At 67.7% G+C, this 15,660-nt stretch carries 15 protein-coding genes; 10 read left to right on the forward strand and 5 right to left on the reverse strand.

The features are described 5' to 3' along the window. Positions 1 to 68 precede the first annotated feature (68 nt). The gene (locus tag ACM1PE_RS16435; protein WP_059379877.1) at positions 69 to 584 is read left to right on the forward strand and encodes a DUF192 domain-containing protein; all 516 of its coding nucleotides are present in this window, start codon (positions 69 to 71) and stop codon (positions 582 to 584) included. Positions 585 to 671: 87 nt separating this feature from the next. On the opposite strand, the gene pcaF is transcribed toward ACM1PE_RS16435, so the two are convergent. The 5 genes from pcaF to xseA all read right to left on the reverse strand — a co-directional run bounded on the left by pcaF (position 672) and on the right by xseA (position 7,604). Then, positions 672 to 1,877 carry a 3-oxoadipyl-CoA thiolase gene (gene pcaF / locus ACM1PE_RS16440; protein WP_059379878.1) on the reverse strand — a complete coding sequence of 402 codons (1,206 nt, stop codon included), beginning with the start codon at positions 1,875 to 1,877 and terminating at the stop codon, positions 672 to 674. A 174-nt stretch (positions 1,878 to 2,051) separates the two neighbouring features. Beyond that, on the reverse strand, positions 2,052 to 3,446 hold the full coding sequence (locus tag ACM1PE_RS16445) for a chloride channel protein (RefSeq protein ID WP_059379879.1): 1,395 nt from the start codon (positions 3,444 to 3,446) through the stop codon (positions 2,052 to 2,054). A 71-nt stretch (positions 3,447 to 3,517) separates the two neighbouring features. Continuing rightward, positions 3,518 to 5,209 carry a methyl-accepting chemotaxis protein gene (locus tag ACM1PE_RS16450; protein WP_059379880.1) on the reverse strand — a complete coding sequence of 564 codons (1,692 nt, stop codon included), beginning with the start codon at positions 5,207 to 5,209 and terminating at the stop codon, positions 3,518 to 3,520. A gap of 282 nt (positions 5,210 to 5,491) precedes the next feature. Then, a complete protein-coding gene (sodB, locus tag ACM1PE_RS16455; RefSeq protein ID WP_013394768.1) occupies positions 5,492 to 6,070 on the reverse strand; it encodes a superoxide dismutase [Fe] in 579 nt (192 codons plus the stop codon). 166 nt (positions 6,071 to 6,236) lie between these two features. After that, positions 6,237 to 7,604: an exodeoxyribonuclease VII large subunit gene (gene xseA, locus ACM1PE_RS16460; RefSeq protein WP_118932827.1), complete on the reverse strand. Its 1,368-nt coding sequence runs from the start codon at positions 7,602 to 7,604 to the stop codon at positions 6,237 to 6,239. Positions 7,605 to 7,954: 350 nt separating this feature from the next. Here xseA and ACM1PE_RS16465 point away from each other — a divergent pair, with 350 nt between their 5' ends. The 9 genes from ACM1PE_RS16465 to ACM1PE_RS16505 all read left to right on the forward strand — a co-directional run bounded on the left by ACM1PE_RS16465 (position 7,955) and on the right by ACM1PE_RS16505 (position 15,559). Further along, on the forward strand, positions 7,955 to 8,578 hold the full coding sequence (locus ACM1PE_RS16465; RefSeq protein WP_419343802.1) for a MotA/TolQ/ExbB proton channel family protein: 624 nt from the start codon (positions 7,955 to 7,957) through the stop codon (positions 8,576 to 8,578). Further along, positions 8,575 to 8,988 carry an ExbD/TolR family protein gene (locus ACM1PE_RS16470; RefSeq protein WP_306636822.1) on the forward strand — a complete coding sequence of 138 codons (414 nt, stop codon included), beginning with the start codon at positions 8,575 to 8,577 and terminating at the stop codon, positions 8,986 to 8,988. Before ACM1PE_RS16465 ends, ACM1PE_RS16470 begins: the two co-directional genes overlap by 4 nt. After that, positions 8,985 to 10,025: a tetraacyldisaccharide 4'-kinase gene (gene lpxK, locus ACM1PE_RS16475; protein ID WP_419343803.1), complete on the forward strand. Its 1,041-nt coding sequence runs from the start codon at positions 8,985 to 8,987 to the stop codon at positions 10,023 to 10,025. The genes ACM1PE_RS16470 and lpxK overlap by 4 nt, the downstream gene beginning before the upstream one ends. A gap of 64 nt (positions 10,026 to 10,089) precedes the next feature. Then, positions 10,090 to 10,272 carry a Trm112 family protein gene (locus ACM1PE_RS16480; protein ID WP_059379885.1) on the forward strand — a complete coding sequence of 61 codons (183 nt, stop codon included), beginning with the start codon at positions 10,090 to 10,092 and terminating at the stop codon, positions 10,270 to 10,272. A 10-nt stretch (positions 10,273 to 10,282) separates the two neighbouring features. Further along, positions 10,283 to 11,047, forward strand: coding sequence for a 3-deoxy-manno-octulosonate cytidylyltransferase (gene kdsB, locus ACM1PE_RS16485; RefSeq protein WP_059379886.1), 765 nt, complete (start codon positions 10,283 to 10,285; stop codon positions 11,045 to 11,047). Positions 11,048 to 11,138: 91 nt separating this feature from the next. After that, on the forward strand, positions 11,139 to 11,795 hold the full coding sequence (adk, locus tag ACM1PE_RS16490) for an adenylate kinase (protein WP_059379887.1): 657 nt from the start codon (positions 11,139 to 11,141) through the stop codon (positions 11,793 to 11,795). A gap of 133 nt (positions 11,796 to 11,928) precedes the next feature. Next, the gene (locus tag ACM1PE_RS16495; RefSeq protein ID WP_059379888.1) at positions 11,929 to 12,687 is read left to right on the forward strand and encodes a 3-hydroxyacyl-CoA dehydrogenase; all 759 of its coding nucleotides are present in this window, start codon (positions 11,929 to 11,931) and stop codon (positions 12,685 to 12,687) included. A gap of 152 nt (positions 12,688 to 12,839) precedes the next feature. Beyond that, the gene (gene murJ, locus ACM1PE_RS16500; protein ID WP_059379889.1) at positions 12,840 to 14,399 is read left to right on the forward strand and encodes a murein biosynthesis integral membrane protein MurJ; all 1,560 of its coding nucleotides are present in this window, start codon (positions 12,840 to 12,842) and stop codon (positions 14,397 to 14,399) included. 191 nt (positions 14,400 to 14,590) lie between these two features. After that, positions 14,591 to 15,559 (forward strand): FecR domain-containing protein, encoded by a 969-nt coding sequence (locus tag ACM1PE_RS16505; RefSeq protein ID WP_059379890.1) that lies wholly within the window; start codon positions 14,591 to 14,593, stop codon positions 15,557 to 15,559. The last annotated feature ends 101 nt before the right edge of the window (positions 15,560 to 15,660 follow it).

Consider the following 15,660-nt stretch of genomic DNA (forward strand, 5'->3'; position numbering starts at 1 on the left):
GGTTGCGCCATTATTCAGGCGGGGCTTTCGGGCCCCGCCTTGTTATTTTTCATTCATTGCGCCAGGTCATGCCCAAGAACGCCGTTTTAAATCCTGTCAGCCTCACGTTGTTCAAGACAGCGTTCTTCAGAAACCTCCTGCCGAAAGCCCTGGCTCCCGCCCTGGCAGCCATCGCAATGGCGCTGCCCGCAGCGGCCGGCGCGCAGCAGACAGGCCCGCAAGCCCCGCTACCCACCACCCAGCTTTCGGCCGGCATCCATATTATCCGCGCAGAAGTCGCGAACACGGAAGCGACCCGCCGCGACGGCCTGATGTTCCGCAAGGAGCTGCCCGGCAACGACGGCATGCTGTTCGTCTTCGAACAGCCCGACGTGCAGTGCTTCTGGATGCGCAACACCATCCTGCCGCTCTCGATTGCCTTTATCGCCGACGATGGCACGATCGTCAACATTGAGGACATGGCGCCACAGACCGAAGACCCGCACTGCGCCAAGAAGCCGGTGCGCTACGCATTGGAGATGGCTCAGGGCTGGTTCGAACGGCACGGCATCCAGGCCGGCAAGAAACTGGACGGCCTGCCCTGAGGCAAGCCTGCCGGCAGACATGAAAAGGGAGCCTTGCAGGCTCCCTTTTCGTTCCAGCGCGCAGCGTAGCTGCTGCGCGCCAGGCGATTACACGCGTTCGATGATCAGCGCGATGCCCTGGCCCACGCCGATGCACATGGTGCACAGCGCGTAGCGGCCGCCAGTGCGGTGCAGCTGATTGATTGCGGTGGTGGCCAGGCGTGCGCCGCTGGCGCCCAGCGGGTGGCCCAGGGCGATCGCGCCGCCGTTGGGGTTCACGCGCGGGTCGTTGTCGGCGATGCCCAGCTGGCGCAGCACGGCCAGGCCCTGGGCGGCAAACGCCTCGTTCAGTTCGATGACGTCCATTTGCGCAAGCGTGAGGCCGGTCTGGGCCAGCACCTTCAGCGTGGCGGGCGCCGGGCCGATGCCCATGATGCGCGGCGCGACGCCGGCCGTGGCCATGCCGACCACGCGGGCGCGCGGGGTCAGGCCATGGCGGGCGGCGCCCTTTTCGTCGGCCAGCAGCAGCGCTGCGGCGCCGTCGTTGACGCCCGAGGCGTTGCCGGCGGTGACGGTGCCGCCTTCGCGGACCACGCCCTTCAGCTTGGCCAGCGCTTCCAGCGTGGTTTCACGCGGGTGCTCGTCCTTGCTGACGATGATCGGGTCGCCCTTTTTCTGGGCAATCGACACCGGCACGATCTCGGCGTCGAAGAAGCCTTCCTTCTGTGCGCGCGCGGTCTTCTGCTGGCTGGCCAGCGCGAACAGATCCTGGTCTTCGCGGTTGATCTTGAAATCGTCGGCGACGTTCTCGGCCGTTTCGGGCATCGAGTCCACGCCGTATTGCGCCTTCATCAGCTTGTTGATGAAGCGCCAGCCGATGGTGGTGTCATAGATGGCGGCGTTGCGCGAAAACGCGCTGTCGGCCTTGCCCATGACGAAGGGCGCGCGGCTCATGCTTTCCACGCCGCCGGCCAGCATCAGGCCGGCTTCGCCGGCGCGGATGGCGCGGGCGGCGCCGCCGATGGCGTCCAGGCCCGAACCGCACAGGCGGTTGACGGTGGCGCCGGGGACTTCGATCGGCAGGCCGGCCAACAGCGTGGCCATGCGGGCCACGTTGCGGTTGTCTTCGCCCGCCTGGTTGGCGCAACCCATGATGGCGTCGTCCAGTTCTTCCCAGCGCACGCCGGGATTGCGCGCCACCAGCGCCTTGATGGCTACGGCAGCGAGATCATCGGGGCGCACGGAAGCCAGCGCGCCGCCGTAGCGGCCGAAGGGGGTGCGGATCGCATCACAAATGAAAGCATGCACGGTCATGGGAAGCTCGAAGTCAGTGAGAAAAAATCCGGATCGGCCGATCTTAACGCAGCGCTTTCGCGCCAAGTTGGTGCGCACGCGGGATGTCCGCTGCACGGACAGTGTCCAACGGCTGTTCACCACGCCGGTGCGCGCCGCGTGCACCGCGGCAAGGCGCGGACCTGGCCTGCGGACTCACGCCGCAGGCGGCCTGGCGGCACGCCCGGCGTCGACGATGGCCTGCCTGCGGAAACGCCCGGCGGCCATGTGATAGAACGGTTGCGGGCAGAATTGGCGCGACACGCCCGAGGCCAGCAGGGAGCCCACCAGCAGCCAGAACAGCATGGGCTGGCTGCCCGTCATTTCCATGACCACCACGCTGGCGGTCAGTGGCGCCTGGGTCGCGGCGGCCAGGAAGGCGGCCATCGAAATCAGCACCAGCACGCGGTGATCCACGCCCTCTCCCGCCAATTGCCAGATGTGATGGCCGATGCCCGCCCCGGTGGTCAGGGCCGGCGTGAAGATGCCGCCCGGTATGCCCGCCCAATAGGAGGCGACCGTCGCGGCCAGCTTGGCCAGGCCGAAGCTGGCGGGCGCGGTGTCCTTGCCCGACAACAGATCCGCGGCCACGCCATACCCCGTGCCGTAGACGCTGCCGGCAGTAGCCAGCCCGATCACGGCCAGGATCAGGCCCATGATGAAGGCCGTCCAGATCGGATGGGCGCGGATCCAGGCGCGCCAGGACTGGGGCGCGCTGCCGGCCGCCCCCTTGCCCAGCAGGCGCGCGAATATGCCGCCCAGCGCGCCATTGAGCGCCGCGCAGATGGCCACCCACATCACCATGCCATGGGTCAGCGGCGCGCCGCCGAACACGCCGAAGTACGGGTTGTTGCCCACCACGGCCACGACCAGGAAGCCCGAGGCCAGCACGCCGATCAGCACCAGCCGTTGCCAGCGCAGCACGGTGCCGCGCCCGAGTTCCTCGATGGCGAAAATGACGCCGGCCAGCGGCGCGTTGAAAGCGGCGGCCAGGCCGCCCGCGGCGCCGGCAGCGATCAGTTCATTGGCGTGAAAGCCGCGCAGCTGCACGCCGCGCCGTTTCCAGAAGTCGCCCCAGGCCAGCATCAGCGCGGCGCCAACCTGGACCGACGGCCCTTCGCGGCCGATCGAGGCGCCGGCCAGCATGCCGCCGAACGCGAGAGGAATCTTCCAGAGGGTCTGCCCCAGCGCCACCAGGCTGTTCTGGCTGGCGCCCGGCGGCAGCGACAAGGCGCCGATGACCTGGGGAATGCCGCTGCCGGACGCATTGGGCGCAAAGCGCAGGGTCAGCCAACGCAAGGCCGCCAGGCTCAGCGGCAGGACCAGCAAGGCCAGCCAGCCGTTGTAGGCGACCCACTCGCGGTTCCATTCCAGCGCCTTGTCGGCCAGATAGGCGAAGCCCAGCGACATCAGCGCCACCAGGCCGGCGCCCCCCAGCAGCAGCCCCATCTGCACGCTCTTGCGCGACAGGCGGTTGATCTGGCGCACCTTGCGATGCGCCCATCGGCGCGGGCCGGCCAGCAGCCGGCGTAGGGGGTCGGGCAGGTTCATGGGCGAAGCCGGCGCGGTTGAAAGTGGCTAACCTTACCACTCCCACCTGACCGGCAGCCCACAGCGCGGGATCAGAAGGTCGACCAGTCGTCGTCCGAGGCCTGCGCCAGCGCGGGACGCGCCGCGGGCGCGGCCGTCTTGCGCGGCGCCGCGGGCACCGCCTGCACCAGACGGACCTGGGCTTCGCGCGCCGATCCGCCGCCTGCTTCGACCTTGAAGCGGCGCACTTCCTGGGCCAGGCGGGTGGCCTGTTCCTGCATGCTGGCCGCCGCGGCGGCCGCCTCTTCCACCAATGCCGCGTTCTGCTGGGTCACGGTGTCCATCTGCGCCACGGCCTGGTTGACCTGGCCGATGCCGGCGGATTGCTCTTCCGAAGCGCTGGCGATTTCGCGCACCAGCGTGGCGACCTGGCGCACGCTGTCCACCACTTCGCGCATGGTGCGGCCAGCTTCGTCGACCTGGCGCGTGCCGCCCTCGACGCGCGTGACCGACTCATCGATCAAGGCCTTGATCTCCTTCGCGGCCACCGCCGAGCGCTGCGCCAGCGTGCGCACCTCGCCCGCGACCACCGCGAAGCCGCGGCCCTGCTCGCCCGCGCGCGCCGCTTCCACGGCGGCGTTGAGCGCCAGGATGTTGGTCTGGAAGGCGATGCCGTCGATCACGCCCGTGATGTCGGCGATGCGGCGCGAGCTGTCGGAAATCGCGCTCATGGTCTGGACCACGCCCTCCACCACTTCGCCGCCGCGCACGGCCACGCTGGAAGCCTGGTTGACCAGGCGGTCAGCTTCGCTGGCGTTGTTGGCGTTCTGCTGGACGGTGCTCGTCAGTTGCTCCATCGAGGCCGCGGTCTCCTCCAGCGACGAGGCCTGTTCCTCGGTGCGTTGCGACAGATCGGCGTTGCCCTGGGCGATCTGCGAAGACGCCGAGGCGATGCTCTCACAGCCGTCGCGCACGTCCTTGACGATGCGCGCGAGGCTCGCGTTCATGGTCTTGAGCGCGCCCATCAGGTCGCCGGTTTCGTCGCGTGTGGCAACCTGGATGTCGGTCGTCAGATCGCCGGCCGCGACCTGGCGCGCGGCCATCACGGCCTGTTCCAGCGGACGCACGATGCCGCGCGTCACCAGCCAGCCCAGCAGCATGCCGATCGCGACGCCGGCCACGGCGAGGACGATCATGACGGCGCGCAGCGTTTCATACAGGTCCGTGCCCGCCTGCACGCTTTGCGCCGCGACGTTTTCCTTGGCCTTCGCCAGGGTCGTCATCAGATCATCCAGCTTTTGCGACGAGGCGATCACGCGCGCCTCGATCGCGGCCACTTGCGGGTCGGCCTGGGTCAGCGGCCGGGCCTGGGCGGCGGCGAAGAAAGCGGCGGATTCGCGCTTCCAGACCTGCTCGGTCTCGGTGAACTGTGCCAGCAGGCGCTTGCCCTCTTCCGAATAGAAGTTGGCGGCGGCCTTTTCGCGCAAGTCGTCCATGGTTGCAACGGCGTCGTCGAACTGCTTGCGCAGCGACTGGCGTTCCTGGTCCGTGGACGCGGCCAGGTAGCCCGTGCGGGCGCGGCCAGCGTAGATCAGATTGATGTTGGCTTCCTTGATGTCCGAGATGCCGCGCAGCTCGGTGTCGTAAAGCCGGTCATTCATTTCATTGATGCGCGCCAGGCCCCAGACCCCAAAGCCTCCTATCGCACCGCCTATCACCGCCACCAGCAAAAACGCGCCCGACAGGCGCGCGCCGATGCGCAAACCCGAAAATAACCGCAACATGCTTCCCTTCCCTGTAAGTACCACGGTTTATCGCGGGCATGCCGCGGCCGTGGACCCCGTGGTTCAGTCGCCGACCGGGGCCAACGATAGTGGTTGGCAAACCTAGGGATTACCCGGAAGAAAAGCCGGTTTGTTCGTTATTTCCCCGCAATGAATTCGACAATCGACAGGGATTTCGCAGGCTGAATTTTTCCTGAACAAAAAAGAAAACCCCACGCTTGCGCGAGGGGTTGCTCAGCAGGAGCCGCGACGCTGACGCCGCGGCGGGCCTGGCTTTGCCTATCAGGCGAAGTTCTTGGCCGCGAATTCCCAGTTCACCAGCGCCCAGAAGTTTTCCAGGTACTTGGGACGGGCGTTGCGGTAGTCGATGTAGTAGGCGTGTTCCCACACATCACAGGTGAGCAGCGGCTTGTCGGCCGTGGTCAGCGGGGTGGCGGCGTTGCTGGTGTTGACGATGTCGACCGAGCCGTCTGCCTTCTTGACCAGCCAGGTCCAGCCCGAACCGAAGTTGCCGGCGGCCGACTTGTTGAAGGCTTCCTTGAAAGCGTCGAAGCTGCCCCACTTGGCGTTGATGGCGTCAGCCAGCTTGCCGGTCGGAGCGCCACCGGCCTTGGGAGCCAGGCTGTTCCAGTAGAACGTGTGGTTCCAGATCTGGGCGGCGTTGTTGAAAATGCCACCCGAGGACTTCTTGACGATGTCTTCCAGCGACAGCGTTTCGAATTCCGTACCCGGGATCAGGTTGTTCAGGTTCGTGACGTAGGTCTGGTGATGCTTGCCGTAGTGGAACTCCAGCGTTTCCTTGGAGATGTGCGGAGCCAGTGCGTCCAGTTCGTAAGGCAGGGGGGGAAGAGTATGTGCCATGTGAGGTTCCTTCTGTTGAGTGCACGATCAAGCCGTTCAATTGTATCGGCAACTACTGAGGATACCGCGTTAACCCCCCGCCCGCGCGGGGTTAAGGGACGCATCTGCTCATTACCTGAAGCATGTGCTCATGGCAGCGCCCTCAAGGGCGCGCGACCGCCCTCTTTCAGGAAGCCTCGCGCGTCTCGCGGCTGCGCGTGACCGCGACTTCGGCGCCGCCTTGCGCGAAGCTCAGGTCCAGCGCCTGCCCCGCCGTCAGCGCGGCCCCGTCCCGCACGATGCGGCCTTGTTCGTCGCGCGCGATGGCGTAGCCGCGGGCCAGCGTGTTGCCCGGATCCAGCGCGCGCAATTGCGCCGTGGCAGACGCCAGCCGGTTGCGCCGCTGCACCAGCAACCGCGCATGCGCCTGGCCAAGCTGGCGCGCCGCGCCCGCCAGGCGGTCGGCGGCGCGGCCGGTATCGGGCACGCGATGCGCCAGGCGCTGCGTCAGCAGGTTGACGCGCGCCGCGCGCCGCTCCTGGGGCCCGGACCAGGCGGTCGCCAAACGGAAGCGCAGGCTGTTCAGGCGCTCGCGCTGATGCTCCAGGCGCTGGGCCGGTGACACCAATTGCGCGGCGGCGCGGTCCAGCCGCTGCGCCGCGCGTTCCAGGCGGCGCTGCTGGCCGCGCGTCATGGCCTCTGCCGCCTGCATGACCCGGCCCAGCAGTTCCGAGCGCGGCACGCAGGCCAGTTCGGCGGCCGCGGTCGGTGTGGGCGCACGCACGTCGGCAACGAAATCGACGATGGTGAAATCCGTTTCGTGCCCCACCCCGCTGATGACGGGAATGGCGCTGGCCGCGACTTCGCGGGCCAAGGCTTCGTCGTTGAAACTCCAAAGATCCTCGATGCTGCCGCCGCCACGCACCAGCAGCAGCGTATCGACCTCGGCGCGCTGGTTGGCCATGCGCACCTGGGCGGCCAGCCGCCCGGCGGCGTCCGCCCCCTGGACCGGCGCCGGGTAGATGAACACGGGCACCTGGGGCGCGCGCCGCGCGAGCGCCGACAGCACGTCCCGCAGCGCCGCGGCATGCAGGGACGTCACCACGCCGATCGCCCGCGGCAGGCGCACGGGTTCGCGCTTGGCGGCCGGATCGAACAGGCCTTCGGAAGCCAGTTGCTCCTTCAGGCGCAAAAACGCCTCGTACAGATTGCCTAGTCCGGCCCGCCGCATGGCGTCAGCCTGCAGCTGATAGTCGCCGCGGGGCTCGTAAAGGGACACGCGGGCCCGGATTTCGACCTGGTCGCCGGCGCGCGGCGTGAAACCCACCGCACTGGCGCGGCTTCTGAACATGACTGCCCGCACCGAGGCCCGGCTGTCCTTGAGCGTGAAGTACCAATGCCCGGAAGCCGCCGCCGTGAAGTTGGAAATCTCTCCGCGCACCCACAGCGCCGGGATGCTGCGCTCCAACAACTGCCCCACAGCTTGATTCAGCTGGGCAACCGTCAGGATATCCCGCGCGAATACGTTGTTTGTGACTGTAGATTCAATTGTCATGGGGCTTTCCGATGCATACCTGTCCACAGGAGCCGCGTAGCGGGCCGCAATCATACCGCGTCCCAGCAGATTTCCCCCAACCGGCCCGAAAGCCAGCAAATTAGAACCAAGTCATTGTTTTTTATAAGAATTTATTGAAATCCAAGCTGCTCGAAATTGAAGCAAACAAGTGCAAGCCCTGTGCCCACAAGCAATTCCGGGAAGTTTTGCACAGAATTATCCACAAGATCTGTGGATAGATTGGGGGTCGTACCGACTTGCCACACCCCCGCCGCACCGTTACAGTTTCGGCTTGATCAGATGCCGGTCCGCGCCGCCTTGCGCACCGGTTCCCCCGGGAGTTGAACGCTTTGCTTTCCATACTGCGCGAGGCCGGCTGGCCGATCTGGCCCCTGCTGGCGACATCCGTCCTGGGCCTGGCGCTGATCTTCGAGCGCTTCCTCTCCCTGCGCCGCGGCCTGGTCATGCCGCGCGGCCTGAGCGACCAAGTGGCTGAAATGCTGCGCAACCGCCAGGACACGCCCGACGCGATCAACCGCCTCGAGCGCAACTCGCCGCTGGGCCGGATCCTGGCCGAAGTGATGCGTCACCGTCATCTGCCGCGCGAGGAACTGCGCAACGTGGTCGAGGACACCGGCCGCGCCGTGGCCCACGACCTCAGCCGCTACATCTCCGCCATCGGCACCATCGCCGTGGTCGCGCCCCTGATGGGTCTGTTCGGCACCGTGGTCGGCATGATCGAGATCTTCGGCTCCTACACCCCCGGCGGCGGCGATCCCGCGCAACTGGCGCGCGGCATCTCGATGGCGCTGTACAACACCGGCTTCGGCATCCTCATCGCCATTCCCGCCATGATCGCGCACCGCTATCTGCGCGGCCGCGTGGAGGGCTACCTCAGCGCCATGGAGCAGACCGCGTCGCGCCTGGTGCGCGCGGTCGCCCCCGGCTCCGCCACGCGCGAGGGCCGTTCATGAATTTCCGCGGCCCCCGCGGCGAGCGCGATGAGCTGGACATCAACCTGATTCCGCTCATCGACGTGCTGCTGGTCATCCTGATCTTCCTGGCGGCAACCACTTCCTTCGCGCGCTTCACCCAGTTGAAGGTGACGCTGCCCCAGGCCTCGATGGAACAGGACACGCCTCCGGCGCTGGAAGTGGCCGTCAGCCAGGACGGGCGCTACGCGCTCAACGGCACGCTCATCGACGTCTCCACGCCCCCCGAGATCGCCGAGATCCTGCGCCAGGCCGCGGCCGGCAAGACCGAACCGCTGGTCGTCATCAACGCCGACGCCCAGGCCACCCACCAGTCCGTGATCAACGTCATGGAAGCCGCCCGGCTGGCTGGCATCGGCCGCGTCAACTTCGCCGCGCAGACCACCCGGTGACCGCCAAGCGTGCCTCGACGCTGCTGGCGCGCCAATGGCAGCGCGGCGGCTGGCTCTCCAATCTGCTGCTGCCGCTGTCCAGGCTGACCGCCTGGGAAGTGGCGCGCAAGCGCCAGCGCTACCTGGACGGTACCCGCAGTTCGTACCGCGCCCCGGTTCCCGTCGTGGTGATCGGCAATGTCTACGTCGGCGGCACGGGCAAGACCCCCATGGTCATCGCCACCGTCGAAGCGTTGCGGGCCCGCGGCTACACCCCCGGGGTCGTCAGCCGCGGCTACGGCGTCAAGGTCGGCCCGCACGCCCGCGTCGGGCTGGGCGAGCTCGAAGCCGCCCGCTTTGGCGATGAGCCCGCGCTGATCGCCCGCGCCACCGGGGCGCCGGTTTCCGTGCACCCGAAGCGCGCCCTGGCCGCCCAGGCCCTGCTGCAGGCGCACCCCAAAGTGGATGTGATCGTCTCGGACGACGGCCTGCAGCATCTGGCGCTGGCACGCGATGTCGAAATCGTGGTGCAGGACGAGCGCGGCGTGGGCAATGGCCGCCTGCTGCCCGCGGGCCCCTTGCGCGAACCTGCCGAACGGTTGCGGGAGGTCGACGTGGTCGTGACGAACATCGGCACGCCCGACGGCCAGCCGCAAGCCGCGAGCAGCGGCCGGCCGCGGCAAGTCCGCATGTGGCTGGAGCCGGGCGATACGCGCCAGGTCTCGGGCCGCGGCACGCGCCCCCTGGCGGCCTTCGCCGGCCAGCCGCGCGTCGCTGCGGCGGCGGGCATCGGCAATCCGGAACGCTTTTTCACCACGCTGCGCGGCGCCGGCATCCAGCTGGAAACCGCGCTCGCCCTGCCCGATCATCACGATTACGCCGAGTCGCCCTTCCAGGCGCTCACGGCCGAGGCCATCCTGGTCACGTCCAAGGACGCGATCAAATGCGCCGCCCTGGACGATCCGCGCCTGTGGGAAGTGCCCGTGCGCGCCGGCTTTTCCGACCCCCAGCTATTCGACTGGCTGGCGCAGGCGCTGCGCCAGCCAGTCCGGGCCTAGCAAACCGTCCGCCTGGTAGCGCCGCGCGGCCCGGCCCCCGGCAAACTGCTTTAGAATTCCGGTCATGGAATCCCGCCTACTCGACATCCTCGTCTGCCCGCTGTGCAAGGGCCGCCTCGAACACGACCGGCAGCAAGCCGAACTGGTTTGCCGTGCCGACCGCCTGGCCTTCCCTGTGCGCGACGGCATCCCCGTCATGCTGGAATCGGAAGCCCGCGCGCTGGACGACGCCCCCGCTGCCCACTGAACCGCCGCGCATGAGCTTCATCGCCCTGATCCCGGCGCGCACCGCCTCGACCCGGTTGCCCGACAAGCCGCTGGCCGACATCGCCGGCAAGCCCATGGTCGTGCGCACCGCCGAACGCGCGGCGCTGTCCGGCGCCTCCCGCGTCTATGTGGCCACCGACGACGTCCGCGTGCAACAGGCTGCGCAGGCGCACGGGCTGCAGGCGCTGATGACCCGCGCCGACCACCCGACCGGCACCGACCGCCTGGCCGAAGCCGTGGAGCAGCTGGGCCTGCCCGACGACGCCATCGTGGTCAATGTGCAGGGCGACGAACCCCTTATCGAACCCGAACTCATCGATGCCGTGGCGGCCAAGCTGCAAGCCAGCCCCGAGGCCGACATCGCAACCTGCGCCTGTCCCCTGGCCAACGCCGAAGCGCTGTTCAACCCCAACGTGGTGAAGCTGGTCTGCGCCGTGAACGACCGCGCGCTGTACTTTTCACGCGCCCCGATCCCCTGGGCCCGCGATGCGCTCGCCTCCGGCGAACGCGTGCTGGCGGAAGGCCTGCCGGCCTGGCACCACATCGGCCTGTACGCGTACCGGGTGTCGTTCCTGCGCCGCTATCCGGCCCTGCCGCAGGGCGCGCTGGAACGTTTCGAATCCCTGGAACAGCTGCGCGCCATGGAACACGGCCACGTCATCGTCGTCCATCGGGCGTCCCACCCTCCTGCCGCAGGCGTAGATACCCCGGCGGATCTGGAACGCGTCCGACAGGTCTACAGCAAGCAGATATAAGGGTTATTTCCTATGGCGCGGCTCCGCATCGGCTGCTGCATTGCGGCATAATTCCCCGGATCACAAAAAATACACCCCTTCAGGAGCACTCATGCGTCTCATCTTGCTCGGACCTCCCGGCGCCGGCAAAGGCACCCAGGCCGCGTTTCTCACCCAACACTTCGGCATCCCCCAGATTTCCACCGGCGACATGCTGCGCGCCGCGGTCAAAGCGGGCACGCCGTTGGGCATTGAAGCCAAAAAGGTCATGGATGCCGGCGGTCTGGTTTCCGACGAGATCATCATCGGCCTGGTGCAGGACCGTCTGAAGCAGCCCGACTGCGCCAACGGCTACCTGTTCGACGGCTTCCCCCGCACCATCCCGCAGGCGGACGCGCTCAAGAGCGCCGGCGTCAAGCTGGATTACGTGGTGGAAATCGAAGTCCCCGAAGAAGACATCATCGAACGCATGAGCGGCCGCCGCGTGCACCAGCCCAGCGGCCGCAGCTACCACGTGCGCTTCAACCCGCCCAAGGTCGAAGGCCGTGACGACGTCACCGGCGAAGAACTGATCCAGCGCGACGACGACCGCGAGGAAACCGTGCGCAACCGTCTGGCCGTGTACCGCGACCAGACCCGCCCCCTGGTCGACTACTACTCGTCCTGGGCGCAGCAGAATCCCGCCGACGCGCCGAAGTACCGCAAGATCTCCGGCGTCGGCGCGGTCGAGGAAATCAAGGCGCGCCTGTTCGCAGCCGTCCAAGGCTGATCGGCGCCTCGATGGCTCACAGGCCTTCGGCGCCGGCACCGGAACGCATCGCGTCCGGCCGGCCCCGAAGGCCTAGTCATATCCGGCGCCTGCCGCGCCGCTTTCATCCCTAGAACTCACTGGTGGTAGACACATGGAAATCGCGAACAAGGTATTCATCGTCACGGGCGGCGCGTCCGGACTGGGCGCCGGCACGGTGCGCATGCTGGTCGAAAATGGCGCCAAGGTCGTCATCGCCGACGTGCAGGACGAACCGGGCTCGGCCCTGGCCAAGGAACTGGGCCAGCGCTATGTCCACTGCGACGTGACCCAGGAAGCCGACGGCAAGAACGCCGTGGCCGCCGCGCTCGAACTGGGCTCGCTGTTCGGCCTGGTGAACTGCGCCGGCGTCGCGCCCGCCGCCAAGATCGTGGGCAAGAACGGCGCGCATCCGCTGGAACTGTTCCAGAAGGTCGTGTCGATCAACCTGATCGGCAGCTTCAACATGATGCGCCTGGCCGCCGAGGCCATGAGCGCCAACGCGCCCGAACCCACCGGCGAACGCGGCGTGCTGATCAACACCGCCTCCGTCGCGGCCTTCGACGGCCAGATCGGCCAGGCCGCCTACGCCGCCTCCAAGGCGGGCGTGGCCGGCATGACCCTGCCCATCGCGCGCGACCTGTCCAAGACCGGCATCCGCTGCATGACCATCGCCCCGGGCATCTTCGGCACGCCCATGATCTTCGGCATGCCGCAGGAAGTGCAGGACTCGCTGGCCGCCAGCATTCCCTTCCCCGCCCGCCTGGGCCGTCCGGAAGACTATGCCAAGCTGGTCCACAGCATCGTCACGAACGACATGCTCAACGGCGAAACCATCCGCCTGGATGGCGCCATCCGCATGCCGCCGAAATAATGCCCCCACGCTTCGCCCGCTGTGCGGGCTCTCTGCCCCCAAAGGGGAAAAGACGCTCCGGCCTAGAGAAAAAGCGTTGGGCGAAGCGTTGTCCCACTCAAGGGGCAATGTTGGTCATGGGGCCTATAGGCCCCCTTTTTACGTAGTCATCCATGAGCCTGTTTCGTTCGGCGGCCACGGTCAGCAGCTTCACCCTGCTGTCCCGCATTTCCGGCCTGATCCGCGACATCCTGGTGGCCCGCGCTTTCGGCGCCGGCCCCATCACCGACGCCTTCTGGGTCGCTTTCCGCATTCCCAACCTGCTGCGCCGCCTGTTCGCCGAAGGGGCCTTCGCCCAGGCCTTCGTGCCCATCCTGGGCGCAGCCCGCAACAACCGGTCCGAAGCCGAAGTCCGCACCCTGCTGGACCGCGTGGCGCTGCTCCTGACCGCAGCGCTCATGCTCATCACACTCATCGGCATCGTCGCCGCGCCCTGGGTGGTATCGGCCATGGCCAGCGGCCTGCGCGGCGCCGCCCGCGACACCGAATTCGGCGCGGCGGTCTGGATGACGCGGGTGATGTTCCCCTACATCTTCTGCATGTCGCTGATCGCCTTCGCCTCGGGCGTGCTCAATACCTGGCGGCGCTTTGCCGTGCCGGCCTTCACGCCGGTGCTGCTCAACCTGGCCATGATCGCCGCCTGCATCTGGCTTGCCCCGCGCATGGACGTGCCGGTCTATGCGCTGGCCATCGGCGTCATGATCGGCGGCGTGGCGCAACTGGCCGTGCAATGGATCGCCCTGGCCCGGCTCGGCCTGACGCCGCGCTTCACCCTGCGGTTCCGCGAGGCCTGGGGCGACCCCACGGTGCAGCGCATCCTCAAGCAGATGGCGCCCGCCACCCTGGGGGTCTCGGTCGCGCAGATCTCACTCTTGATCAACACCAACATCGCCACCTGGCTCACGCCGGGCAGCGTCACCTGGCTGTCCTTCGCCGACCGCCTGATGGAATTCCCCACGGCGCTGCTGGGCGTGGCGCTGGGCACGGTGCTGCTGCCCAGCCTGTCCGCCGCCCATGCCCGCGACGACCACGGCGGTTACAGCGGGCTGCTGGACTGGGGCCTGCGCCTGGTGCTGCTGCTGGGCCTGCCGGCGGCGGTGGGCATGGCGCTGCTGTCCGATGGCCTGGTCGCTACCCTGTTCCACTACGGCGCCTTCGCCGCCCAGGACGTGAGCCAGACCCGCCTGGCGGTGATTTCCTACTCCGCCGGGCTGATCGGCCTGCTGGCCGTGAAGATCCTGGCGCCCGGCTTCTACGCCAAGCAGGACATCCGCACGCCGGTGAAAATCGCCATCGGCGTGCTGATCATGACGCAACTGATGAACCTGGTGCTGGTGCCGCTGATGGCGCATGCCGGACTGGCCCTGGCGATCGGCCTGGGCGCCTGCCTGAACGCGCTGGCCCTGCTGATCGGACTGCGCCGCCGCGGCGTCTACCAGCCCGGTCCCGGCTGGACCGCGTTCGCGCTGCGCCTCCTGCCCGCCCTGGCGGCGCTGGCGGCCTTGCTCTGGTATGCGGACGGGCGCATCGACTGGATCGCCCTGCAGGCCCATTCCTGGCAGCGGGTGGCCTGGCTGGCCGGCGTGCTGGCAGCCAGCGGCGCGGTCTACTTCGGAATGTTGTTACTGTTTGGCTTCCGCCCTAGGGACTTTGGCCGACGTCCGGCGCGCTAAGTTCGGACAATCTGCCTATATACACGTCAAAAGCCGGTCTAGTACCGGCTTTTTTGCATTAGATTCGTCAAGAATTGACAATCAGCCGGTAATCTTTGGTAAAAAACCTTTATTATTTACAAATTGCCATCGAAAGGATCCCCCTTGAAGCACTGCGGGGACATGAAGTGAAGTACGCCCAAGGACAACCCATGGCGGACCAGGTAATCAATTGGCTGCTGTTATTGCGCTCCGGCAAGGCGACCGCCCAGGACTATAACGACTTCCTGGCGTGGCGCGCTGCCGACCCAGCCCACGAAAATGCCTGGCAGCAGCTGACCGGCTCGCTGGAAGGATCGACGTTCGGCCGGCTTGGCGACGCCTATCCCGCCGGTTACGCCACCGCTGGCCCCGCCATCCCGCCTCTCGCGGCCCCTCTCGGCCCAGCCATTGCGCCCCCTCGCCGCCGTTTCTTGGCCGGCGCGCTGGCGCTCGCCGGCACCGGAGCCTGCGCCGCCTACGTCGGCAATGCCTTCTATCCCCTGGGCAACGTCGCGGCGGATGCCGCCACCGCCACGGGCGAACGCCGCCGCTACGTGCTGTCCGACGGCAGCCAGCTGCTGCTGGACGCCCGCAGCCGCGTCAACCTGGACTTCACGCCTGCCTACCGCCAGGTCCGCCTGCTGGACGGCGCCGTGACGGTGTCCGTGGCGCCCGACGCGCGCCGCCCTTTCCTGGTCCAGACCGCGGAAGGCACGGTCCGCGCACTGGGCACCCGCTACATGGTGCGCCAGCAAGCCCAGCGCACCCTGGTGGTGGTGCATGAGCACGAGGTCGAGGTCGAAACCATGTCCGGCGCCCACGGCACCGTCCGCGCCGGCACCGGCGCCCGGTTCGACGCTGCCCGCATGGATACCCCGCGCGCCGAACTCATGGCCGAGGCCGCCTGGGAAGCCGGTTGGGTCGAAGCCCGCGGCCGCCCGCTGGCCGAAGTGATCGCCGCCCTGCGTCCCTACCGCAGCGGCACGCTGCGCGTGTCCATGGCCGCAGGCGGCCTGCCGGTATCCGGCCACTTCCCGCTGGATGACACCGATGCCGCGCTCGATACGCTGCGCGAAATCATGCCCATCCACGTCCGCCGCTTCACGCCCTGGTTCGTCTCCATCAGCGTCGCCACCTGACAACGCCGGCGTCCGCGCCGTGTCGCCAGAGCGGCTTCGTTGTATACTAAGCACGGTGTTTTTATCCAGTAGGCGCCACGGGTTTTCCTCAAACACATGAG

Origin of the sequence: Achromobacter sp. PD1 (assembly GCF_048541815.1) — a bacterium.
GTDB lineage: Bacteria > Pseudomonadota > Gammaproteobacteria > Burkholderiales > Burkholderiaceae_B > Achromobacter > Achromobacter bronchisepticus_A.

Bases quoted from the DNA above. Each gene is read 5' to 3' on its own strand.
- ACM1PE_RS16435 (WP_059379877.1), top strand. From the start codon at position 69: ATGCCCAAGAACGCCGTTTTAAATCCTGTCAGCCTCACGTTGTTCAAG.
- pcaF (WP_059379878.1), bottom strand. From the start codon at position 1,877: ATGACCGTGCATGCTTTCATTTGTGATGCGATCCGCACCCCCTTCGGC.
- ACM1PE_RS16445 (WP_059379879.1), bottom strand. From the start codon at position 3,446: ATGAACCTGCCCGACCCCCTACGCCGGCTGCTGGCCGGCCCGCGCCGA.
- ACM1PE_RS16450 (WP_059379880.1), bottom strand. From the start codon at position 5,209: ATGTTGCGGTTATTTTCGGGTTTGCGCATCGGCGCGCGCCTGTCGGGC.
- sodB (WP_013394768.1), bottom strand. From the start codon at position 6,070: ATGGCACATACTCTTCCCCCCCTGCCTTACGAACTGGACGCACTGGCT.
- xseA (WP_118932827.1), bottom strand. From the start codon at position 7,604: ATGACAATTGAATCTACAGTCACAAACAACGTATTCGCGCGGGATATC.
- ACM1PE_RS16470 (WP_306636822.1), top strand. From the start codon at position 8,575: ATGAATTTCCGCGGCCCCCGCGGCGAGCGCGATGAGCTGGACATCAAC.
- ACM1PE_RS16480 (WP_059379885.1), top strand. From the start codon at position 10,090: ATGGAATCCCGCCTACTCGACATCCTCGTCTGCCCGCTGTGCAAGGGC.
- kdsB (WP_059379886.1), top strand. From the start codon at position 10,283: ATGAGCTTCATCGCCCTGATCCCGGCGCGCACCGCCTCGACCCGGTTG.
- adk (WP_059379887.1), top strand. From the start codon at position 11,139: ATGCGTCTCATCTTGCTCGGACCTCCCGGCGCCGGCAAAGGCACCCAG.
- ACM1PE_RS16495 (WP_059379888.1), top strand. From the start codon at position 11,929: ATGGAAATCGCGAACAAGGTATTCATCGTCACGGGCGGCGCGTCCGGA.
- murJ (WP_059379889.1), top strand. From the start codon at position 12,840: ATGAGCCTGTTTCGTTCGGCGGCCACGGTCAGCAGCTTCACCCTGCTG.
- ACM1PE_RS16505 (WP_059379890.1), top strand. From the start codon at position 14,591: ATGGCGGACCAGGTAATCAATTGGCTGCTGTTATTGCGCTCCGGCAAG.